The organism is Pseudoalteromonas sp. SG45-5 (assembly GCF_014164085.1).
Classification (GTDB): Bacteria; Pseudomonadota; Gammaproteobacteria; order Enterobacterales; family Alteromonadaceae; genus Pseudoalteromonas; species Pseudoalteromonas aliena.
On record NZ_JACJEM010000034.1, the window covers coordinates 1 to 21,533 of the forward strand.

Here is a 21,533-nt window from a genome sequence, read left to right on the forward strand (position 1 = left end):
GATTTTCAGTGAAAACAAGGCGAATTTACGCGTCAATAGCTGGCCTATTGCAAGTAAATTCAACGCAGTTAGCGCTGAAAATAGCTGCTAGAGATAGATTTATTATCCAGAGTTCAGGTTACTTACGTTTAGTCGGCTTAACACGTTGATTATGTTTTTTAACTGCTTTACGGATCTGATTGATTTTAGCGCGTTTATCTTTGCGCTTTTCTGGCATAACTGAAAGTTTGGTTTGTGTTTCACGGCCTAATTTAACAGTTTTACGTAAATAGTTAACTGTTTCTAAGTCATACTCTATCCAGCCACCTTGTGGTACGCGCTTGTCTAGCTCTAACTTTCCGTAACGAATACGAATAAGACGAGATACTTCAGCATCCTGTGATTGCCATAAACGACGAACTTCACGGTTACGACCTTCGTTTAACGTTACGTTAAACCAGCGGTTTACACCTTCGCCACCCATAGGCTTTACGCTAGTAAACTTGGCAGGTCCATCTTCTAACTCAACACCACGCATTAAATTTTTCAGGGTTTCGTTTGTTACCTCGCCAAACACACGCGCTGAGTATTCACGCTCAACTTCGTAGCTTGGGTGCATTAAACGGTTTGCAAGCTCACCATCATTCGTAAACAGCATTAAACCGGACGTATTAACATCAAGTCGGCCAACTGCAATCCAACGATCGCCATCAATGCGAGGAAGTCGATCAAATACAGTACGGCGACCTTCAGGATCTTTGCGTGTGCTTAACTCACCTTCTGGTTTGTTATACATAATAACACGGCAAATTCTATCTGCTTTTTCTTCAATTTTTACTGTGTGTCCATCAACGCGAATTAAATCGGTCTCTTCAACACGGTCGCCTAACTTTGCGACTTTACCATTTACACTAACGCGGTTTCCATCAATGTATTTTTCCATTTCACGGCGTGAGCCTACCCCTGCACGGGCTAGGACTTTTTGTAACTTTTCACCTTGTATACTCATTCGGATGGTTCTCTCACAGAAGGATCACTTAATAACTGGTTAATCTTACTTTGCTGCTCTGTTGGCAACGCTGGTAAATTGTCTAAACCAGTTAACGAAAAATAATCTAAAAATTGTTTAGTAGTTGCATATAAAGCCGGCTTACCCGGAACTTCTTTATGCCCTACCACTTTAACCCATTCTCTTTCGAGTAAGGTTTTAATAATATTCGAACCCGTAGTAACACCCCTTACCTGCTCAATTTCGCCGCGTGTAATAGGCTGCCTGTAAGCAATAAGCGATAATGTTTCTAGCAAAGCACGTGAGTATTTAGGCGCACGTTCCTGCCAAAGGTTGTTTAGCCAAGGACTTAGACTATTGCATGCCTGAAAACGATACCCACTGCCCACTTCAACTAAGCGAATACCACGAGTTTGAAAATGTATTTGTATTGTATCAATTGCATTATTTATTTGCGCCATAGATACAGCTAAATCCATTAATACAACGTCTTTAAGATGACGCTTACTAACCGGTTTATCTGCAACAAAAATCGCCGCTTCAATGATCTCAACTAATTGCTCATCACTAATTCGCCGACCCGCCATAAACACTCTTAACAAATAAAAATACACAGCCATCTATTATGACAGAACAACACCAAACTAGGAAAATATATCTATCAAATAGTTAAATTAAAGACACAAAAAAGCCAGTGAAAATCACTGGCTTCTAACTTGATTAATCTAACAGCAAAAATTAGCTGCGTTTAAGTGACTCAAGTGCGTCATCTTCAGCCACGGCGCTGCCGTACTTTTCAATATAACCGACAAACTCGCTTTTACTAACGCGTTTATCTTTATCTTTATCCATATAACCAAAATGATTTGAAATATCATCGTCATTACCTTCGACGATTGAAATATAACCATTTTCGTCGTTATCTAAACTTGCAAAACTACTTTCAATTTTATCAAATTTAGCAATATCGGCTTTAAATGCCGACTCGCTCACATCACTATCAGTCGCAACTTTACCGGCATTTAGTTGCATGTAAGCGCTAAACTCTTTACGGCTGATTTCATTGTCCATATTGGTATCAATATTTGAAAAATGTTCCCAGATGTTATCGTCATCTGCTTCGACTTTTGAAATATAACCATCGCTGTCATTGTCCAGACTTGCAAAATCGCTGCCTATTTTATCAAGACCTTGATTTGAAGAACAAGCTGCTAGGCTCAATGATGCTAAAATTGTTGCTGCTAATGTTAACTTTTTCATAAGACGTATCCTTGTAATTAATAAATGTCAGTTTAATTAATACAAGTCTAATGCCAAAATAAAAAGTGCAATTAAATCAATTGCATGCATATTCATTATCTTCGAGAGAAGCTATTTTATCACATCACCTCTGCAGACTTTTCAATACACCTTGTAATTTTTACAAAAAAAAGCTCGGTAAAAATACCGAGCACTTTTTAAGTCTTTAGCGATTAAATAGCGGCATTTTGATAACGCTTAACAAATTCAGTGACTGTTTGCCCATTACACTTTAACGAATCTACATTACCTAGCTTTTGACGAACTGGTGCTAGCCCTTGTTTTAAAGCTGTAAGGCATAATTGTGTTTCTTGTTGAGCATCTTTAGCAAATACCTCAACCTTAGCTTTAGTTACTTTACTGGCTGTTTCTTTTTTAGCTATATCACGAATATCTTCACCATTACACAAGATGCTTGATGAAAAGCGTGATAAAAATACACCATGCTGAGCCGCTACTTTACGAGCGGCTGTAAAACCCTCATTTGCACTTAGTACACATAATTTAGATTCAATTTTATTGTCTTTACTAAAATACGAATTACTTTGTGCAGAAACAGTTGTTGATACTAAAAGTGCTGCAGCTAGAATTAATTGTGTTTTCATGAGAGTTCCTATTTGAACGAGGTTGCTAAATAATTTCGCGCATTATATGACCAATAATCTACATAGCAATTGAATTTTTTATTTATTTTACAAATTAATAAAACATTAACAATGTTTAAACTTTAAACACCAATTGCACAACATTTGCGCAGCTATTTTCTCATTTCAGTCATGTTATGTAAGCGTATTTACTGATACAATTTGACGTATTAAATCGAACTAATTTTAAGGCAAATCCAATGAAAGTGATTTCTTTTAACATCAATGGCCTGCGTGCTCGTCTTCACCAGTTACAAGCTATTATTGATAAACATCAACCAGACGTGATTGGCTTACAAGAAATTAAAGTTCATGATGAAGCGTTCCCGTTAGAAGATGTACAAAAAATGGGGTATCACGTGTATTACCATGGTCAAAAAGCACATTACGGCGTAGCTATGTTATGCAAAAAAGAGCCAAAATCAGTCTTAAAAGGTTTTGCCACAGATACTGAAGAATCACAAAAACGTATGATCAGCGTTACCGTGGAGCAAGAAAACGGCCGTGATTTAACCGTAATGAATGGCTATTTCCCACAAGGCGACAATATTAATCATGAAACTAAATTCCCTTATAAACGTCAGTTTTATAGAGATTTAATGACTCACCTTGAAGCAAACCATACACCCGATCAAGATGTTATCGTTATGGGCGATATCAATATATCTCCAACCGATTTAGATATTGGGATTGGCGATGTAAACGCAAAACGTTGGTTAAAAACGGGTAAATGTTCTTTTCAACCCGTGGAGCGTGAATGGCTTGCTACACTACTTAACTGGGGCTTTAAAGACACCTTTAGAGAGCAAAACCCTGATACAGACGATCAATATTCGTGGTTTGATTATCGTTCAAAAGGATTTGTAGATAACCGAGGTTTGCGCATTGATGTGGTGCTTGCAACTAACGACTTGTCAGCTCGTTGTATTGAAACTGGAATTGATTACGAACTACGCGGCATTGATAAACCGTCAGATCACGCACCAATTTGGTCAACGTTTAAATAACTATGATGTTGAGCGTACAATTACAAGGGTTGCTTTGGGTCCTAGTAATAATAATTAGTTTACTCAGTTTTGATAAAGCGACCTATAAAGCGCTTTTTGCTACACCCGTTCGACAAACGGGTGTACTTGCTTGTGCGCTGGTCTTTGCACTATTATGGCGGATCAAAGCTGGGATACTAACAGGCCTAGATTTACATATTTTAGGCGTAACCGCAGCCACTTTAATTCTGGGTTGGCGCTTGGCTATTTTAAGTAGTTTGCTTGCAACTGCGTTACTATTCGCTTTTGGGCTTATTGAGCTTGAATTACTCGCGGTGCAAATACTTATTAATGCATTCATACCTATAATAGTTAGCTACTTAGCTTTTATTGTTAGTTATCATTATTTACCTCGTCACTTTTTTGTTTATATATTTGTCTGTGCTTTTATTACTGCAGGATTCATAGCATGTCTAAAAATAAGCTTGGGTGCCTTATTTTACTTAGCTATTGGGCAATATAATTGGCAAGAGCTCGCTGATAACTATGTATATTTAAGTGCCATAATTTGGTTTCCTGAAGCCATGCTAAATGGAATGGCCATTACTATAATGATCACTTATCGCCCACATTGGGTAAAAACTTTTTATGATAAGGACTACCTAGACTCATGAGTCTTGAATATCGCTGCCCCTTGTGCAGCAACATGCTTACAAAAACGAACAACACGCTTAGCTGCGAAAATAAACACAGTTTTGACTTGGCAAAAGAAGGGTATATCAATTTATTACCTGTACAGCAGAAAAACTCTAAGCAGCCAGGCGATTCATTAGAAATGGTACAAGCCAGACGCACATTTTTAGAGCGCGGTTATTACCGCTTTTTACAACACGCACTGGGTAACATAGTTAGCACATTAGATGCAGGCAATATTATTGATTTAGGGTGTGGGGAAGGTTTTTACACGCATGCACTGGCGAATAAAACAAACGCTAATGTGTATGGTGTAGATATATCAAAGTCAGCAATAAAATATGCTGCAAAGCGTTATGATAATTGTCAATTTAGTGTTGCATCAATTAGCCAGGCACCATTTGAAAACCAGTTCGCCGATGTGTTAGTGAGTGTGTTTGCTCCTTTATTTGAACAAGAACAGGCTAGACTTGCTAAATCTGGAGCAACACTGATTGTTGCAAGTCCAGGGCCTTGGCACTTAAAAGAATTAAAAAATTATATTTACGAAAACGTTAATGAACATACTCAAATAGATACCCCAAGTGGATTTGTTCAAGCACAGCAAATACTGCTAACTGAGCAGGTAACGCTTAATTTTAACGACGTAAAGAACCTGATTATGATGACACCATTTGCGTGGAAATTCAGACCTGAACACTGGAAGTTACTCGAAGAAAAAGGTGAGCATACTGTCACCTTGTCATTTTACATTACGCAGTTTACAAAAACTGCATAATCAAATTTGAGGTTGTTTAGGCGTAAGTTTAACAACCTCTAAAATTGCTCTTTAGTAAACGCTTTATCCATTTTATCAAACATGTCTTTTAAAAGATTTGCAAGCTCCAGATAACGAGGCTTTTTTTCGTTTAGCTGTGTTTGATAACCATTGGCAAGCATTTTTGTGTAAAGATCGTTATACCACCTTTGCATAGCTGGTTCTAAAGGCGTTTGCGCGCGTTTACCTAGCCACAATAAGCCTTGCAACGGTAACGATATAAAAAATAAAGCACTTGCAATAGCTTGCGGTAAAAAATCTGGCCCTAAATAATTTATCTGAAAAAACAACGTAAGCATGGCTAAAATGGGCATAACTGTGATCGCAAGATCAGTGGCTTTAATAACCTTAAACTCGATAAATAGAGGTGCTAATTCTTTTCTCATTGGCCATTGTTTTGCGTACAACCGCCCTGTTTGTACTTGTGACATCACACTTTTTTGCATCATGACTCCTCACAGTGACTCTATTAAAACACAATACTAAATGGGTTATCTCTAAAGTGTAACACAATTCTAAAGGCTTTTACTTTATCAGTAAAAGTGCTTAATTTTGCTGTCAAAGTGTGCAAAACACTAAACTAAACTCCGTAACTGGGGTAAAATATTACGCATTGATTCAGCTACATTTTAGTTTAGCTTAATTAAATGTTTTAGCCTTATTTATCACGCTAAGTGTAACGATTAATGTTTCACGTGCACTTACTAAATTTTGTTTATGGAAATGAATTTATGCCAACAACTTCCCCTAAGTCACAACACGTTTTAGTACTAAACTGTGGTAGCTCCAGCTTAAAATTTGCCATTATTGATGCAAACACAGGCCACGAAATCATATCGGGTTTGGCAGAGCGCTTAGGTGCAGCAACTCCTTCTATAAAATATAAATTTAACGGCGCTAAAACAGTCATTAACTTGGCAGCGGAGCAAGCCCATGCTGAGGCTATAGATACGTTAGTAAGCCTAATAAAAGATCATAACTTAGATGAGCAACTTATTGCTGTGGGTCATCGTGTTGTGCACGGCGGCGAGCATTTTACACAATCGGTATTGATTGACGAGAAGGTCATTGCGGGTATTACACAAGCTGCAACACTTGCGCCGCTGCACGGGCATGCTAATTTATTAGGCATCGCATCTGCACAGGCATCGTTCGAAGGTTTACCACAAATAGCTGTATTTGATACTGCGTTTCATCAAACAATGAATGAAGTAGCTTACCTTTATGCACTGCCATATAAGTTATATACAGAATTTGGCGTTAGGCGTTATGGGTTTCATGGCACAAGTCACTTTTATGTTGCAGGACAAACTGCAAAGCTACTTAATCAACCAATTGAAAAAAGTAACTTTATTAGTGCTCACCTTGGGAATGGTTGCTCCGTATGTGCAATAAAAAATGGTCAAAGTGTTGATACAAGTATGGGATTAACACCACTAGAGGGCCTCATGATGGGCACGCGTAGTGGTGATATAGACCCCGGTCTGTTTAACTTTTTAACCACGCAGCTCGATTACACCGCACAGCAAATAGACAACTTACTCAATCAAAAAAGTGGTTTATTAGGTATCAGCGAGCTTTCTAATGATTGCCGCACAATTGAAGAAGCAGCTGTTGCCGGTAATAAAAAAGCAATACTCGCGCTTGATATGTTTTGCTATCGTCTTTCAAAACAGATTGCTGCTTATATGGTGCCACTACAACGCCTTGATGCGATTATTTTTACCGGTGGTATTGGTGAAAACTCCGATATTATCCGCGAAAAAGTAATCTCCCAACTTGCCTTTTTAGGTGTTGATTGCGATCAACAAGCCAATCTTAATGCTCGCTTTGGCCAAGAAGGCATAGTTAGTTCTTCACAGGCACGTAGTAAAGCTGTAGTCATGCCTACAAATGAAGAATGGGTTATTGCGCTTGATGCTGCAAACATAGCCAAGGAGCTTTAATATGGCACGTCGTATTATGTTAATCCCTGTATCTACAGGTGTTGGTTTAACTTCTGTCTCTGTTGGTTTAGTGCGTGCTCTTGAACAAAAAACAGTGAAAGTGAATTTTTTCAAACCAATTGCACAGCCTCGCTCGGGTGAAACAGGTCCTGAAAAATCAACGCAAATAGTTACCCAAGGATCTCCTATTAACCCACCCACACCTTTTGCACTCGATTATGCAGAGCAAATGATTGGCGATGGTAATGGTGACGACCTACTTGAAGAAATTGTTGAGCGCTTTGAAAGCAAAATAAACGATGATGAAGTGGCCATCATTGAAGGTATGGTTCCTACTCGACGTCAGCCTTACGCTGGGCGCGTAAACCGCGAAATAGCACAAACACTGGGAGCAGACATTGTATTTGTACTTACCCCTGGTAATTACAGCATTACACAAATAGAGGACCGCCTTGAGATTGCTGCCGGTAACTATGGCGGTATTGACCACCCTCGCGTACTAGGCTGTATTTTTAATAAAGTAAATGCACCACTTGATGAAGAAGGCCGCGCGCGCGCCGATTTAGTTGATACCTACAAACCAGAAGAACTTGAAAACGAATTAAATCGTTTAGCGTCGTTACCTATTTTTAGAAAAAACCCGTTTATGTTACTTGGTGCAATTCCGTGGGATTTTGACCTCGTCGCACCGCGCGTAAAAGATTTAAGCGCGTATTTAAAAGCAACGATAATAAACGAAGGCGATATGCTGCATCGTCGTCTGCGTCGTATTACTTTTTGTGCGCGTACAGTGTCAAATATTTTAAATTACTTTACCCCAGGTGCCTTATTGGTAACACCAGGCGATCGCTCAGACATACTCGTAGCTGCATGCTTATCAGCAATGAATGGTACAAAACTGGGGGCTATATTACTTACCGGTGGCTTTGAACCAGAGCCACGTATTATGGCTTTGTGTGAACAAGCAATGCAAACGGGTTTGCCTATACTCGCTACTGACGCTGATACATGGCGTACCTCATTATTACTACATAACTTTAATATGGAAGTTCCCAGCGATGATGACCAACGTATTGAAAAAGTAAAAGATCATAACGCTGAACATATTGATTCTGATTGGCTAGACACATTAGCCAAAAACGTAGGTAAAACACGCAAATTATCCCCTCCCGCATTTCGTTATTTATTAACCGATAAAGCACGTAAGGCAGGCAAAACCGTTGTACTACCTGAGGGTAACGAGCCACGCACCATTAAAGCCGCTGCTATTTGTGGTCAACGCGGTATTGCTAAAACCATATTACTTGGCGATCGTGAAGAGATAATGCGTATTGCCGAGCAGCAAGGCATTGAGCTTAACGAACACGTAAGTATTATTGAGCCTCAAAGCATCATTAATGATTATATAGCGCCTATGGTCGAAATTCGCAAAAGCAAAGGCCTAACAGCTGTTGTAGCACAAGAACAACTACAAGATAACGTAGTACTTGGCACTATGATGCTAGAACAAGGTAAAGTCGATGGTTTAGTATCGGGTGCGGTTAATACCACAGCCAATACAATTCGCCCACCTCTACAGTTAATTAAAACGGCGCCAGGCTCGTCGCTTGTTTCCTCGGTATTTTTTATGCTGCTGCCAGATCAAGTATTAGTTTACGGTGACTGTGCTATTAACCCAGATCCAAACGCCGATCAATTAGCTGATATAGCAATTCAATCAGCCGACTCAGCCGCTGCATTTGGTATAGAGCCACGCGTGGCGATGATCAGCTACAGCACCGGTACTTCTGGCACCGGTGCTGATGTTGAAAAAGTACGCGAAGCGACAAAAATAGCACAGCAAAAACGCCCTGATCTTATTATTGATGGCCCACTGCAATACGATGCCGCAATCATGGAAAACGTGGCTCTTAAAAAAGCGCCCAATAGCCCTGTTGCAGGAAAAGCGACCGTATTTATATTCCCTGACTTAAATACCGGTAATACAACGTATAAAGCGGTACAACGTAGCGCGGATTTAATAAGTATTGGTCCTATGCTACAAGGTATGCGCAAACCAGTTAACGACTTAAGCCGTGGTGCTTTAGTTGATGATATCGTGTATACAATTGCCCTAACTGCAATTCAAGCAGCACAGGCGCAGACACATAATTAACTGTTGAATTAACATGTGTTTTTTATAGCCTAGCTATTATTTATTTAATAATTAACTAGTTAGGCTATTTATACCCCGCAACCCCCACAGTTATCCACAGAAATTGTGGGTAAGTTTTTCTATCTTCGGGAATTTACTCACTTACTATGAGGTTAGTTACTGTTACACCTTTAATTCAAAGCTAATGATCTATACTATAAAGCTATCTATATTGCTGTTTCGCAGGTTTTTAATGTCAAAACAAACATTACAATTACACAGCACCATTTTATCTATACACAGTCTAGATGTTGATACCGACATACCTGCGGCACTGTTAACACTGCCGTTATTTTTTATTTCTAAAACCCATGACGAAGTATCGGTTGTCTGCCCGAGTAACTTTGAAATAGACAGCTTAGACACAGAGCCAAACTGGCAAGCTCTTGAAGTTATTGGCCCACTTGGCTTTTCGTTAACTGGAATTATGGCGAATATTTCAGGTGTTTTAGCGCGTGCCAAAATTTCTATCTTTTCTATTTCGACCTACGATACCGATTACATACTAGTAAAAAAACAAACAGTACCTCTGGCTATTACTGCGCTAAAAAAAGATGGTTACAACGTGGTGGTCGAATAAATCATGAAAGCTCAAAAAATACAGTACATAGCGCAAAATAAAATCCCCAAAAATGCCATAAATATTACCAGCCCTTTTTCAGGTAAAGTACTTGAGCTTAATGAACACTCTGAGCCTTTGTTTCGTTTTGGTACATTGGGCCCTGGTATAATGGTGCAATTAACACATCATAAAATTTTAGCGCCGTTCGACGGCACTTTATTACAAGTAAAAAACGCAGGTACTGAGTTTGTATTACAAGCTAAAAATGGTTTAAAGATTTTAATTAACTTAACTATCCCCGATTCGCAATCGATAATGCATACTCATATAGCACAGCTTAACGGTAGTAAAATAATCAAAGGCCAACGCCTTGCTTATTTTGATTTACGCGAGCTCGACAGCCCTTTACTTGCAAGTTTAATTTTACTAAACGGCCATCATCTCGGTACGTTTCATCACTCTCACCCGCAGGTAAAAGCAGGCGAAGACACCCTATTAACTATTATTAAGAAGAACTAGATTTATGATCACTCTATACGGTATTAGCAACTGCGATACGATAAAAAAAGCAAAAAAATACTTAGCCGACAACAATATCGAATTCACTTTTCATGATTACCGCAAAGACGGCGTAAACGAGAAAATGGTTAGTACTTTTGCTGTTCAACTCGATTGGGAACAGCTTGTTAATAAGCGCGGTACTACGTATCGGGCTTTAACTGATGAGCAAAAGCAAGGCCTGACTAAACAGAGTGCTATTTCACTGTTAGTTGAACAACCTGCAATGATCAAACGCCCAGTACTGGTAAACAATGGCACTTACCATTTAGGATTTAAAGCCACTCAATACGATGAGATTTTTAAATAATGACTAATGATGTAATTAAACTCGCCCAAGCACTAATCCAACGACAATCAGTAACGCCCGAAGATGCTGGCTGCCAACAAATGATGAACGAGCGCCTTGCTGCGGTTGGCTTTAATATTGAATCATTATTTTTCACCGATACATTAAACACTTGGGCTCGAAAAGGCACACAATCGCCGCACTTTTGTTTTGCAGGCCATACCGATGTAGTGCCAACTGGGCCTGAAAAAAATTGGCAACATCCGCCGTTTTCAGGATTAATAAAAGACGGTTTATTACATGGCCGGGGCGCTGCCGATATGAAAGGCTCATTAGCCGCAATGCTTGTAGCAACCGAGCGTTTTGTTACTAAAAACCCAGATCATAAAGGCTCTATTTCTTTTTTAATTACGTCTGACGAGGAAGGTCCGTTTGTAAACGGGACGACTCGTGTAATTGATACCCTTGAAGCACGCGGTGAAAAAATCGATATGTGCCTAGTTGGCGAACCTTCATCGCGCGATAAATTGGGGGATGTGGTTAAAAATGGTCGAAGAGGTTCACTTACCGCATTTTTAACAGTTAAAGGCGTACAAGGTCATGTTGCCTACCCCCATTTAGCACAAAACCCAATTCATCTGGCCACGCCTGCACTTACTGAGCTTAGCCAAACGGTGTGGGATAACGGAAATGAATACTTCCCTGCTACCAGCTTTCAAATTTCAAATATTAATGGCGGCACAGGTGCTGGTAACGTGATCCCGGCTGAACTAGAAATACAGTTTAACTTTAGATTTAGCACGCAAGTAACGCATGAGCAATTACAACAACGAGTGAACGACATTTTACAAAAGCATAATTTAAATTATGAATTAAGTTGGATAGTAAATGGTTTGCCTTTTATTACCGAGCACGGACCCCTTGTTGATGCCACAGTCAATGCTATTAAATCTGTAACCGGTTTAACCACAAACCTAGAAACCACAGGTGGCACATCTGACGGACGTTTTATTGCGCAAACAGGTGCTAAAGTAATTGAACTAGGGCCACGTAACGCTACTATTCATAAAGTAGATGAATGCGTAAGTACCGATGATTTAATAGCCCTTACCGACATTTACGAGCAAATATTAGAGCAACTTTTAACATAATGGATGCCACTCAACCAACACCAATAATGTGTATTACAGGTCAAAGTGATACACATTTAACTGATATACAAAATCATCGCTTGCACAGCGCTATTATTAGCGACTTTTTAGCGCTACAAAGTGCAGCAAAAAAAGCGGGATTTGATCTTACTATTGCCTCAAGTTTTCGCGACTTTGAACGCCAGTCAATTATTTGGAATAATAAGTTTTTAGGTATTCGACCTGTTTTTAATAAACAGCAAGAAGTTGTAGATTTAACTAAGCTAAGCGATATTGATAAATGTATAGCGATAATGCTCTACTCTGCACTACCTGGGGCAAGCAGGCATCATTTAGGCACCGATTTAGATGTGTTTGATAAAGCTGCGGTAAGTGATGATTACAAACTACAGCTAACGCCCGATGAATACCAACTAGGCGGGCCATTTTCACCTTTAAGTAATTGGCTTGATGCTAACTTAGTTAAATATGGTTTTTATCGCCCTTACCAGCATGATTTAGGCGGCGTAGCGCCAGAGCTTTGGCATATAAGCCATATTAAGCAATCACAGCTATTAGTGAATAGGCTTGACGAACACGCATTTTTTGACTGCATAAAAAACAGTGAACTACAGGGTAAGCAGGCAATACTTGATAACTTACCTGCTATATATACACGCTTTGTAACAAACGTTGGTCCGCCCTAAAAAGAAGGTCTGCTTTGCCTAAGTGACGTTAAACCTTCTTTTTATTTAAAATAAATACAAGTACAGCGCCTAATATTAATGAGCTTGCTACTGTAAACTCCATTGTTACCTGCTCTGATAAAAATAACACACCCGCCATTGCTGCAAGTACGGGGACACACAGCTGAACAACAGCAGCTTGCGTACTTTTGAGTAATGGCATAGCCACATACCAAATACTGTAACCCATACCCGATGCTATCGCGCCCGAGGCGCAGGCAAGTAACACCCCTTCAATGCTCACATCTTGTAAATGGCTCATGCCTACCAGCAGTAAAATAGGGATAGCAACTAAGCTTCTTATAAAGTTAAAACCTGTTGTACGTAATGGCGATACGCACACTTTTCCGCGAATGCTATAAATGCCCCATGCTATTCCGCTTAACGCCATAAGTGATGCACCAAGAATAGATGGCACTGCAGCAGAGGGCAACATTAGGTACAAAAAACCACCTAACGCAACTAAAAACGCGCACCACTGAAGGGCACTTAATTGCTCTTTTTTATAAATCCCCCAGCCAATCATGGTCAGTTGCACAGCCGAAAATAAAATAAGTGCCCCCGTACCGGTATCAAGTTTTACGTAAGCTATAGAGAAACAAATTGCATAAACAAGCAAGCTAATACTACTTCGCCAGCTGCCTTTATCATCTAAAATAGTGCGATTAAACCTACCTTTACGTTTTAAATTACTCGTATAAATAGCCATTATAATACCCAAGCACACAGCGCCGCTGAGTAAACGAATAATGGTGAAATTCCAAGCATCTATATAACCTTCTGCTAATGCCATTCTGCAAAATAGAGAATTTGCAGCAAATGCTATTAAAGCAATAATTGTGTATAGGGTGGCTTTCAAAAAAAATCCTTAAAAAGAACAACGTTGTTTAAATTTAACCGCTTATTAACCAACCACGTTCAAGCCATTGATTAACTTTAATAATTAAAAACTCAGCGATTTTATCGCCAGGAAGTTCATTTAAACAGGATTGACATAACTGTGCAAAGGGGGTCTTTTGTTTTAATAGATTTAATAGACGGTATTCTTGCTCATCAACGCTTACGTATTGCGTACGCCTGTCAGCATCACGCGCTATAACCCAAAAACGCAGCGCTGATAATTGGGGATCTGGCGGGGTTTGCTTTTCTTTTATTGCTTGCCAACTTTCAACAGCGGATGTACTAAACTTTACTAATTGAGCACTGGGGTGCAGGTTTAATATTAAAGTCGGCCATGCTAGCGGTTCAACCATTTCTAAGGATTCTACCGCTAACAATGCAGCGTCACTTGCATCAAACGCACTTAGCAACAAGCGTTCAAATTTGGCTATATCTGCTAGTATGGGGTAATTTTTAAAAGGAGTTTGGGTCGCTAGGTAATCAGGTAGTTTATCTGCAAAAATTCGTAGCGATGTATGAGATGAAGGATACAGGGCTAAATAACCATCAACCATTTGTTCAAATAAATCATCACCTAAGTAAATACCTAACTGCTGGTGATCTTGCTCTATCACTGCTCTTAAGCGAATTTTATAAGCGTTTTGATAAATAGAGAGCCGCTGCTGTGTACTTAACTGCCCTTGCTGTGCAATTTGCTCGGTAATATCCGAATTTTCACCTTGCAGTAAATCCATAAACTGTTGTTGCAGCTTTGCTAAATCACTCATGACGTCATTTTCCAAAACGGTTTTACCAATGTTTTAGCATGCTCAAGCTCGCTAATTAGTTCATCTAACGATCCTATATTATCATCGCGCTCAATCATGGTGCTTGTTGGGCTTAGCGTTTGCGCATACTGCTGATATAAATCCCACACTGCGTCAGGTACATCTTCATCATGGGTATCTATTATATGCGTACCAAAGTCTTGATGCCCTGCTAAATGAATTTGCGCTATAGCAGTACTCGGTATCGCTGCTAGATAATCCATTGCGTTAAAATCGTGATTACGTGCACTTACATAAACATTATTTACATCCATTAAAAATTTACAGCCCGTTTGCTTATGTAATTGCGCTAAAAACTCCCATTCTGTCATTTGTGAATCGTTATACGTTAAGTAGCTCGACACGTTCTCAAAAATCATTTCACGGCCAAGGTAGTCTTGCACCTGCGCTATTTTAGTTGCTAAATGATTCAGCGCTTCATTAGTGTAAGGCATTGGCAGTAAATCGTGACTATTGATCCCCCCTACTTGGGTAAAACATAAATGATCAGACACCCACTGCGGCTCAACTCTTTCAATTGTGTTTTTTAACTGATTTAAATAAGCTTTATTAATCGGGTCGACACTACCAATAGACATTGATACCCCGTGCATCACAATTGGATAATCCGCTCTAATTTTATTTAAATAATGCCAAGGTTTACCCCCTGCAACAAAATAGTTTTCTGAAATGATTTCAAACCAATCTACAGGTGGTTGTTGTGCGATAATCTGTTCAAAATGTGGGGCTCTTAAGCCTAAGCCAAAACCTAAAAAGCGGTTCGTCATATACTTCCTTAAAAGCCTGAGTAATACATTTGTAATTGATATGTTACTCAGGCTTATTTTATAACTTTAATTAACCTGAGCTCTGGTTAAGAGATTTACTAACATATTGAATCATGGTGATATTTAAATTTATTTTCTCTAGCCAGAGATTTTCAGTGAAAACAAGGCGAATTTACGCGTCAATAGCTGGCCTATTGCAAGTAAATTCAACGCAGTTAGCACTGAAAATAGCTGCTCGAGATAGATTTATTATCCAGAGTTCAGGTTAGTTATTAATAATTAGCTATTAACTGTCTACAGAGCCACCAATATCGCCACATGCTTTCGCTGGCATAGAAACAAAACCGGTGCCTTTACATGATGCATGACCTGCACACGCATTATTAGCTGTTTTACAATCGTTATGACCACCACACACATTTACATCATTACAGTGTACTAAATCAGTTTTAGTAACTGCGCCAACCCATTTATCTTTCACCTTACCGCCAACGTCAGCACATGCTTTTGCAGGCATTGCTACAAAACCAGTACCTTTACAAGATACTTGACCAGCACATGCGTTTTCGGCTGTTTTACAATCGTTATGACCGCCACATACATTAGCATCGTAACAATGAACTAAATCGGTTGTTGCTGTATTATTAGCAACGGTATTTGATGAAGACGTTTGTGTTTCAGTCGCATTACAACCAACTAAACCCGCAACCATTACTGCCATTGCAGCACCTGTGAACTTTTTCATTTTTATTTCCTCTGAGTGATATAACAAATAGCTAGACCGCAAAAGCTAAATAACTATTTCAGTGTAGTTGATAAAAAATTTAAAAATTCACGTTTTGTTCACCAACTTTACTCTACGATTTTTTACAATCTTTCACATATTTAACCGATAAGAGTATGTTAATGTATGAGCGTAAATTAAAAGGAGTGCTCAGTGCGCCGCAGTATTATTTTAAGCTTTAGTTTTATTTTAAGTGGTTGTAGCACCATAGGTTTTAGTGATCTATTTAATGACTACGCAACTCAAATGACACCAGTAAGAAACGCGATCGAGAATAATAATATCGAAGAAGCACGCTCTCTTATTGCTAAAAATAACACCACGCACAGTAGTTATTTACTTAATCAATTAGAGCAAGCACGCTTAGATGATTTTGCTAAGCGCGCTGATGATGCACAAAACAAGTTCGAAAACGTATACAAACAAATGCAGAGCAAGCGTGCAGCAGCAAAAATACAAGTCAGTGCAGGGCTTGAGCAAAGTAACGCATTATTTACTAACGACTCAGTTATTACCTACGTCCCTCCCGCTTACGAAATGAGCATGCTACATAGTTATAAAGCACTTAACTATGTGTATAAAAACGACGTTGAAAGCGCTTTAGTCGAAATTCGCCGAGCAAATAAGGTACAAGTGGATGCGCTTGTTGAAAATGATAAAGACGTTGATTCAATAGCAAAAGAAGCGCAACGGCACTATCCAAGTATGAATAATATAACGAGAAAGATAAAAAATGGCTTTCAAAACGCTTATACCTTTTACTTATCTGCTTTGCTATATCAAAGCGCTAAACAATACGACGATGCTTATATTGATTATAAAAAAGCACTCGCAATTGAGCCAAATAATATTTATTTACAACGCGACGTAATGCGCCTTGCAAAAAAACAAGGGTTTGAGCAAGATTTAAACGAGTTTAAACAACGTTTTAGTGATGCACCTAGCATGGCTGCAAATCAAGGCGAAGTTATTGTTTTATTTGAACAAGGTTTAGTTCCAAAGCAAGATGAATTTAAATTACGTCTACCAATTTATACATCACGTGACGATATGCGTTTTTACAGCCTAGCAATACCTGTGTACAAAGATAATGCCTATGTTCGTCGCGTCAATAATATAAATATAGATACACAAAATTTAGCACTTAGCCCTTTGGTACATATTGAGGCGCTGGCTGCAAAAACATTAGAGGATGCAATACCTGCAAAAGTGGCCCGTCAAGTATTGCGTTTAATTGCGAAAGAAAAGGTGCGTGCGGAGCTTGCACGCAGTGCTGGTGATGTAGGTAATATACTTGCCAATATTTATAATTTAGCATCTGAGCAAGCCGATACTCGTAGCTGGCTTACGCTTCCGAATCAAATTAGTGTCGCCCGTGACACACTCAACGTGGGCGTACATTCATTATATGTAGGTACACACGCACCTATAAATTTTACCGTTAGTAAGCAAAGGTTAACATTAATTTACTTAACCTCTGTTAATAATTACTTTAACTACCATGTAGTTCAACTTTAGGAGGCATCATGAAATACATCGCGCCATTATTAGCAGCCTTAGTGCTCAGTGCATGTTCAAGTAGACCCGTTACATCAGGTATCTCAGTTGAACAACATCAAAACTCATTTAGTGATCAACTCCGTGTTGATAATCCAAATTTAGCTAAAAAGCTCGCTATCACTGATGTAAAAACTCGCCAAACGAACCAGTTAACCGACGTGGTCGTTACGCTTTCTAGCAATTATAAAAAGTCTCAATACTTGCAATATCAATTCAATTGGTTTGATAAAGATGGCTTTATTATTAAAGGCAATCATTCGCCTTGGCAGGCACTTACTTTATTTGGTTTTGCAAAAACACAATTACCGGGCTTAGCACCAAGTCCTGATGCGGTTACCTTTTCATTAGTAGTAAGAGAAGTATCAACCAAATCACAAGAATTCAAAGATTAAAGGAAACGACCATGATCATCAGTAAAAAATATAAAACAGCATCAACTTACGCTTTAGTTGGCTTAAGTGCATTGGTATTAAGCGGCTGTGCAAACAAAGCCGTTGTCAGTTATGGAGATGCACAAGCGGTAGAAACAACCGATATTAACTTTGGCTCGACAGACTTACAGAAAGTGGCGAGCCAAATGACAGACTCATTACTAAGCTCGCCAGTAGTTGGCACTATGACAGCGAATAAACGTCCTGTTGTGTTTGTTGAGCGTATTAAAAACAAAACCAGTGAGCACATTGATACAGAATCAATTACCGATTCAATCTCTACTCAGATGCTTCGCAGCGGTAAATTCCGCTTTGTTGATATGAGTCGTGTCGAGTCTGTACGTGAGCAGTTAACATTCCAAAACGAAGACGCCCTTGTTAATCCAGCAACAGCTGTAGCGTTTGGTAAACAGATTGGCGCGCAATTTATGTTATACGGAAACTTATCAAGCATTGTTAAATCAAATGCCGACAAGTCAGACGTTTACTACAAATTTACAATGCGTTTAATGGACATGGAAAGCGGCCTTATAGAGTGGGCTGACGAAACTGAAATTCGTAAAACAAAAGAGAAATCAACCTTTGGCTGGTAGCTAATGGGAGTGAGTGATGAAAGCGATTACAGTATTAATGTGTGCTTTATTATCGGTAAGCGCACCTACTTTTGCCAAATATGAACGCAACAAAGCGGTGCCCGTACAACAAGTTCTATTTGGGGATGTCAAGTCGGTGCGTAATATTACCGAGCAAGAAATAATCCAAGATAAAAATAACGGATGGGAAACATTTGGTGGTGCATTGTTAGGTGGGGTTATTGGGAATCAGTTTGGTGGCGGAAGCGGTCGAACTGTCGCAACAATACTTGGCTCAGTTATTGGTGGCAGTGTCGCACATAACAAACAACAGAGAAGTCATTACCAACAAAATCACTTTGTGGAGTTATTGATACAGGTTGAAAATGGCGAGCAGTTTATGGTCGTTCAAGATCAAGACCAGTCCATGCGCTTTAGCAAAGGCGACAACGTTAGGCTAGTGTATTTAAATGACAATACAGTGCGTGTAGATAAGGCTTACTAATAAATTAATAATGATATTATAGTATTTAGTTGTTCTATTTAACCTGAACTCTGGTTAAGAGATTTACTAACATATTGAACCATAATGATATTTAAATTTATTTTTCTCCAGCCAGAAATTCTCAGTGGAAACAAGGCGAATTTACGCGTCAATAGCTAGCCTATTGCAAGTAAATTCAACGCAGTTAGCGCTGATAATAGCTGCTGGAGATAGATTTATTATCCAGAGTTCAGGTTATTTAGCTTTTAGTTAGAACAACTAAATTTTCATTGTGTTTATCAGTAATAAGAAAACTCAATAACTCTGTTTAATAAATTTACTGACCTATTGCAGTAAATTTAATTCAGTTAACATCGAAAATTGCGGTTTGTAACCGATTTATTATCTTGAATTTAAGTACTAATCAATAATAAATGCACGCAACTGGGCATATTTATAATAACCTTAGTCGCACTATTTGGTAGGGATAAGCTTACATTGTTAAGGCCACCTATCACTCATACTCTTTACGGATATAAATGATAGGCAGTGTACAAGCATAACTAAACAGTTTGCTTGAGGCGGTATAAACTAATTTGCTAAAAGCGAAAAAATCGTCTTACGCCAACCAGTGGTAATAACAATAATGCATACCAAGGAAAGCTCGCTGAATTACGCTCATACACTTCCGCTTCAGGAGGAGCACAATTCTCTACTGTACCGTTCACTAATGGTGTAAGTTTTACAGCAACCGCCACGCTTTCAAATTCAGTTTTGCCGTTAATATCAGTGACAACACCACCTAAAGAATTACGTTTTTCAACGGTTTTAGTCGCTACACCAAATATTTCATTATTTTCGTTGATAACTTTAGCTTCTGCCATAGTATAAGCGAATGTCGTTTCCCCATCCGCTTCAAAACACGGCAGTAAGTCATTAAGATTCGTGATTTTATCATCACCAATTTTGTAAACAAATGCTTCTTTACGTCGAGAACTATCGGTAGTACCTACTTCGCCTTCACCAACGATATAACCTTTGTTGTTTATATCGTTACCGAAAGAGCTGGAGCTATTAAAATAACTCGTTGGAAAAACAGTGTTGCCTGTTTTTATATCATGATAGAAAAACTTATTACGGCGAGTATTTTCAATAACTTTCGTTGCGTAACCGGTAATGATCTCATTGTCATTAACGGCTACTGCTTTGCCGGATTGACGGGAATCATTCTCTTGGTCTAAAAAAGATACAACCTCGCCACCTTTGAAATATACCGGCATTGTTATAATTATATCATTATTATTGTCATAACGAGTATTTGAAGAACCAACGATAGTGCCGTTTGCATTAATAGCAATAGCTGTACTTGTAAAAGCATCATCTTCAGTTTCGCCTTCATCTGGAGTGAGTGCTAAGCCGAGCTGTTCAACAGAAGTTATATTTAATGAATTATCTAGTTCCCACTTAACTGCGCGTTTATTAAATAACCCTCTTGCAATATTGGTATTTAATAAGTTAATGCAGACTGATGTTGGCTCATCTTCATTATCACAACTATCATTGATATTAACTTGCCTGTCGTCGGGAATACTTGTAGATACGCTACCAACAACAGTATAGCCGTTTGCTGTTTTTACAATATCGCTTGCCCGGCTTGTCCCGCCATATTCATTGAACTCAGGTGTCAGAGGTACACGCACACCATCAGCACTAACAACGATTCCTCGTTCAATAAATTCATGGGTAAACCAGCTTTCAGCCTCGTCTTCACCATCAGGCGTAAAAGATACTTTATCATAAGGCGCGCTTCCCCAGCCAACCGCAACACCATCTTCACTTACTGCGTTATAAATATTGGTAGTGGAGCGAGTTAGGCCATCATAATCAACAGAAGCAATATCAAATAGTGGCTGCTCTATTACACTGCCATCTTTAAAATCAACTGCAACCAAAGAGTTGAGCTTTTGATATTCAAAATTACTTGAAAGTCTCGATAAAAACCCTACCATAAAACTATGGGCATCGGGGTTCGTATTAATGGCATCTTTATTTTCAATATCATCAAGTGTAAATGTGATCACTTTATCACTTAACTCAAACGCATCTTTTTCATCATTGTAAGCTGTTTTTATTACACTTTCTGTAAAGTCAATATAGCTAATATCAATTGGCAAATTATAAACACCATTTGCAAAACCGATAACATGACCACTTTCACTTACATCGCTAATATAAGAATGCTTAGCGCCCTCGAGTGTACCTAATTCGCTTAATTGATAAGTTGCGCTCATTGCTGATGTGCTCAGGGTCGCTAAAACACTGGCAGCGAGTAATTTATATTTCATTTTTATCCTTA

General features: G+C 38.9%; 24 protein-coding genes. 14 read left to right on the forward strand and 10 right to left on the reverse strand.

Translation table 11 applies throughout. The annotated features are described in order from the left end of the window. Positions 1-118 precede the first annotated feature (118 nt). From rluB to H5119_RS12050, 4 genes are all read right to left on the reverse strand, one after another. Complete coding sequence (gene rluB / locus H5119_RS12035) at positions 119-988, reverse strand: 23S rRNA pseudouridine(2605) synthase RluB (protein WP_077537814.1); 870 nt, start codon at positions 986-988, stop codon at positions 119-121. Beyond that, complete coding sequence (gene scpB, locus H5119_RS12040; protein WP_077537813.1) at positions 985-1,575, reverse strand: SMC-Scp complex subunit ScpB; 591 nt, start codon at positions 1,573-1,575, stop codon at positions 985-987. The genes rluB and scpB overlap by 4 nt, the downstream gene beginning before the upstream one ends. A 151-nt stretch (positions 1,576-1,726) precedes the next feature. After that, positions 1,727-2,248, reverse strand: coding sequence for an EF-hand domain-containing protein (locus H5119_RS12045; RefSeq protein ID WP_182702404.1), 522 nt, complete (start codon positions 2,246-2,248; stop codon positions 1,727-1,729). Between the two features lie 212 nt (positions 2,249-2,460). Then, the gene (locus tag H5119_RS12050; protein ID WP_138586070.1) at positions 2,461-2,892 is read right to left on the reverse strand and encodes an exonuclease III; all 432 of its coding nucleotides are present in this window, start codon (positions 2,890-2,892) and stop codon (positions 2,461-2,463) included. Between the two features lie 239 nt (positions 2,893-3,131). Between H5119_RS12050 and xthA the strand changes: the two genes are divergently transcribed. From xthA to H5119_RS12065, 3 genes are read left to right on the forward strand one after another with little or no spacing between them, the layout of a single operon-like run. Further along, a complete protein-coding gene (gene xthA, locus H5119_RS12055) occupies positions 3,132-3,938 on the forward strand; it encodes an exodeoxyribonuclease III (protein ID WP_077537810.1) in 807 nt (268 codons plus the stop codon). Between the two features lie 5 nt (positions 3,939-3,943). Beyond that, the gene (locus tag H5119_RS12060) at positions 3,944-4,591 is read left to right on the forward strand and encodes an energy-coupling factor ABC transporter permease (protein WP_182702435.1); all 648 of its coding nucleotides are present in this window, start codon (positions 3,944-3,946) and stop codon (positions 4,589-4,591) included. Next, positions 4,588-5,388, forward strand: a complete 801-nt coding sequence (locus tag H5119_RS12065; protein ID WP_182702405.1) for a putative RNA methyltransferase — start codon at positions 4,588-4,590, stop codon at positions 5,386-5,388. The genes H5119_RS12060 and H5119_RS12065 overlap by 4 nt, the downstream gene beginning before the upstream one ends. 38 nt (positions 5,389-5,426) lie before the next feature. Here H5119_RS12065 and yfbV read toward each other — a convergent pair whose 3' ends face one another. Continuing rightward, on the reverse strand, positions 5,427-5,873 hold the full coding sequence (yfbV, locus tag H5119_RS12070; protein WP_077537808.1) for a terminus macrodomain insulation protein YfbV: 447 nt from the start codon (positions 5,871-5,873) through the stop codon (positions 5,427-5,429). 285 nt (positions 5,874-6,158) lie between these two features. On the opposite strand from yfbV, the gene H5119_RS12075 reads away from it, so the two are divergent. The 7 genes from H5119_RS12075 (at position 6,159) to H5119_RS12105 (ending at position 12,813) form a co-directional block, all read left to right on the forward strand. After that, positions 6,159-7,373 (forward strand): acetate kinase, encoded by a 1,215-nt coding sequence (locus tag H5119_RS12075; RefSeq protein WP_182702406.1) that lies wholly within the window; start codon positions 6,159-6,161, stop codon positions 7,371-7,373. Position 7,374: 1 nt separating this feature from the next. Then, a complete protein-coding gene (pta, locus tag H5119_RS12080) occupies positions 7,375-9,528 on the forward strand; it encodes a phosphate acetyltransferase (RefSeq protein WP_182702407.1) in 2,154 nt (717 codons plus the stop codon). A 232-nt stretch (positions 9,529-9,760) separates the two neighbouring features. After that, entirely contained in the window at positions 9,761-10,147 is a 387-nt protein-coding gene (locus H5119_RS12085; RefSeq protein ID WP_077537806.1) for an ACT domain-containing protein, read from the forward strand. Positions 10,148-10,150: 3 nt separating this feature from the next. Continuing rightward, positions 10,151-10,648, forward strand: coding sequence for a PTS glucose transporter subunit IIA (locus H5119_RS12090; protein WP_077537805.1), 498 nt, complete (start codon positions 10,151-10,153; stop codon positions 10,646-10,648). Between the two features lie 4 nt (positions 10,649-10,652). Continuing rightward, positions 10,653-10,997, forward strand: a complete 345-nt coding sequence (locus H5119_RS12095) for an ArsC family reductase (protein ID WP_182702408.1) — start codon at positions 10,653-10,655, stop codon at positions 10,995-10,997. Beyond that, entirely contained in the window at positions 10,997-12,127 is a 1,131-nt protein-coding gene (dapE, locus tag H5119_RS12100; RefSeq protein WP_182702409.1) for a succinyl-diaminopimelate desuccinylase, read from the forward strand. The genes H5119_RS12095 and dapE overlap by 1 nt, the downstream gene beginning before the upstream one ends. Beyond that, on the forward strand, positions 12,127-12,813 hold the full coding sequence (locus H5119_RS12105) for a M15 family metallopeptidase (RefSeq protein ID WP_182702410.1): 687 nt from the start codon (positions 12,127-12,129) through the stop codon (positions 12,811-12,813). Before dapE ends, H5119_RS12105 begins: the two co-directional genes overlap by 1 nt. Positions 12,814-12,841: 28 nt before the next feature. On the opposite strand, the gene H5119_RS12110 is transcribed toward H5119_RS12105, so the two are convergent. From H5119_RS12110 to H5119_RS12125, 4 genes are all read right to left on the reverse strand, one after another. Further along, complete coding sequence (locus tag H5119_RS12110) at positions 12,842-13,711, reverse strand: DMT family transporter (protein WP_182702411.1); 870 nt, start codon at positions 13,709-13,711, stop codon at positions 12,842-12,844. 34 nt (positions 13,712-13,745) lie between these two features. Further along, positions 13,746-14,519, reverse strand: a complete 774-nt coding sequence (locus tag H5119_RS12115) for a DNA-binding domain-containing protein (RefSeq protein ID WP_182702412.1) — start codon at positions 14,517-14,519, stop codon at positions 13,746-13,748. Next, the gene (locus tag H5119_RS12120; protein WP_182702413.1) at positions 14,516-15,346 is read right to left on the reverse strand and encodes a DUF692 domain-containing protein; all 831 of its coding nucleotides are present in this window, start codon (positions 15,344-15,346) and stop codon (positions 14,516-14,518) included. Before H5119_RS12120 ends, H5119_RS12115 begins: the two co-directional genes overlap by 4 nt. Before the next feature lie 286 nt (positions 15,347-15,632). Continuing rightward, the gene (locus H5119_RS12125) at positions 15,633-16,091 is read right to left on the reverse strand and encodes a hypothetical protein (protein WP_182702414.1); all 459 of its coding nucleotides are present in this window, start codon (positions 16,089-16,091) and stop codon (positions 15,633-15,635) included. Positions 16,092-16,283: 192 nt separating this feature from the next. Between H5119_RS12125 and H5119_RS12130 the strand changes: the two genes are divergently transcribed. From H5119_RS12130 to H5119_RS12145, 4 genes are read left to right on the forward strand one after another with little or no spacing between them, the layout of a single operon-like run. Further along, positions 16,284-17,648, forward strand: coding sequence for a COG3014 family protein (locus tag H5119_RS12130; protein WP_182702415.1), 1,365 nt, complete (start codon positions 16,284-16,286; stop codon positions 17,646-17,648). A gap of 8 nt (positions 17,649-17,656) precedes the next feature. Next, positions 17,657-18,082: a YcfL family protein gene (locus tag H5119_RS12135; RefSeq protein ID WP_182702416.1), complete on the forward strand. Its 426-nt coding sequence runs from the start codon at positions 17,657-17,659 to the stop codon at positions 18,080-18,082. Between the two features lie 11 nt (positions 18,083-18,093). Next, positions 18,094-18,714: a penicillin-binding protein activator LpoB gene (gene lpoB / locus H5119_RS12140; RefSeq protein WP_182702417.1), complete on the forward strand. Its 621-nt coding sequence runs from the start codon at positions 18,094-18,096 to the stop codon at positions 18,712-18,714. 16 nt (positions 18,715-18,730) lie between these two features. Further along, positions 18,731-19,198: a glycine zipper 2TM domain-containing protein gene (locus tag H5119_RS12145; RefSeq protein ID WP_138586941.1), complete on the forward strand. Its 468-nt coding sequence runs from the start codon at positions 18,731-18,733 to the stop codon at positions 19,196-19,198. A gap of 578 nt (positions 19,199-19,776) precedes the next feature. On the opposite strand, the gene H5119_RS12150 is transcribed toward H5119_RS12145, so the two are convergent. Continuing rightward, positions 19,777-21,522: a DUF3466 family protein gene (locus H5119_RS12150; protein WP_182702418.1), complete on the reverse strand. Its 1,746-nt coding sequence runs from the start codon at positions 21,520-21,522 to the stop codon at positions 19,777-19,779. Positions 21,523-21,533 lie beyond the last annotated feature (11 nt).

Excerpts from the sequence above, each read along its gene's own strand:
- rluB (WP_077537814.1), bottom strand. The coding sequence starts at position 988 with ATGAGTATACAAGGTGAAAAGTTACAAAAAGTCCTAGCCCGTGCAGGG.
- scpB (WP_077537813.1), bottom strand. The coding sequence starts at position 1,575 with ATGGCGGGTCGGCGAATTAGTGATGAGCAATTAGTTGAGATCATTGAA.
- H5119_RS12045 (WP_182702404.1), bottom strand. The coding sequence starts at position 2,248 with ATGAAAAAGTTAACATTAGCAGCAACAATTTTAGCATCATTGAGCCTA.
- H5119_RS12050 (WP_138586070.1), bottom strand. The coding sequence starts at position 2,892 with ATGAAAACACAATTAATTCTAGCTGCAGCACTTTTAGTATCAACAACT.
- xthA (WP_077537810.1), top strand. The coding sequence starts at position 3,132 with ATGAAAGTGATTTCTTTTAACATCAATGGCCTGCGTGCTCGTCTTCAC.
- H5119_RS12060 (WP_182702435.1), top strand. The coding sequence starts at position 3,944 with ATGTTGAGCGTACAATTACAAGGGTTGCTTTGGGTCCTAGTAATAATA.
- H5119_RS12065 (WP_182702405.1), top strand. The coding sequence starts at position 4,588 with ATGAGTCTTGAATATCGCTGCCCCTTGTGCAGCAACATGCTTACAAAA.
- yfbV (WP_077537808.1), bottom strand. The coding sequence starts at position 5,873 with ATGCAAAAAAGTGTGATGTCACAAGTACAAACAGGGCGGTTGTACGCA.
- H5119_RS12075 (WP_182702406.1), top strand. The coding sequence starts at position 6,159 with ATGCCAACAACTTCCCCTAAGTCACAACACGTTTTAGTACTAAACTGT.
- pta (WP_182702407.1), top strand. The coding sequence starts at position 7,375 with ATGGCACGTCGTATTATGTTAATCCCTGTATCTACAGGTGTTGGTTTA.
- H5119_RS12085 (WP_077537806.1), top strand. The coding sequence starts at position 9,761 with ATGTCAAAACAAACATTACAATTACACAGCACCATTTTATCTATACAC.
- H5119_RS12090 (WP_077537805.1), top strand. The coding sequence starts at position 10,151 with ATGAAAGCTCAAAAAATACAGTACATAGCGCAAAATAAAATCCCCAAA.
- H5119_RS12095 (WP_182702408.1), top strand. The coding sequence starts at position 10,653 with ATGATCACTCTATACGGTATTAGCAACTGCGATACGATAAAAAAAGCA.
- dapE (WP_182702409.1), top strand. The coding sequence starts at position 10,997 with ATGACTAATGATGTAATTAAACTCGCCCAAGCACTAATCCAACGACAA.
- H5119_RS12105 (WP_182702410.1), top strand. The coding sequence starts at position 12,127 with ATGGATGCCACTCAACCAACACCAATAATGTGTATTACAGGTCAAAGT.
- H5119_RS12115 (WP_182702412.1), bottom strand. The coding sequence starts at position 14,519 with ATGAGTGATTTAGCAAAGCTGCAACAACAGTTTATGGATTTACTGCAA.
- H5119_RS12120 (WP_182702413.1), bottom strand. The coding sequence starts at position 15,346 with ATGACGAACCGCTTTTTAGGTTTTGGCTTAGGCTTAAGAGCCCCACAT.
- H5119_RS12125 (WP_182702414.1), bottom strand. The coding sequence starts at position 16,091 with ATGAAAAAGTTCACAGGTGCTGCAATGGCAGTAATGGTTGCGGGTTTA.
- H5119_RS12135 (WP_182702416.1), top strand. The coding sequence starts at position 17,657 with ATGAAATACATCGCGCCATTATTAGCAGCCTTAGTGCTCAGTGCATGT.
- lpoB (WP_182702417.1), top strand. The coding sequence starts at position 18,094 with ATGATCATCAGTAAAAAATATAAAACAGCATCAACTTACGCTTTAGTT.
- H5119_RS12145 (WP_138586941.1), top strand. The coding sequence starts at position 18,731 with ATGAAAGCGATTACAGTATTAATGTGTGCTTTATTATCGGTAAGCGCA.
- H5119_RS12150 (WP_182702418.1), bottom strand. The coding sequence starts at position 21,522 with ATGAAATATAAATTACTCGCTGCCAGTGTTTTAGCGACCCTGAGCACA.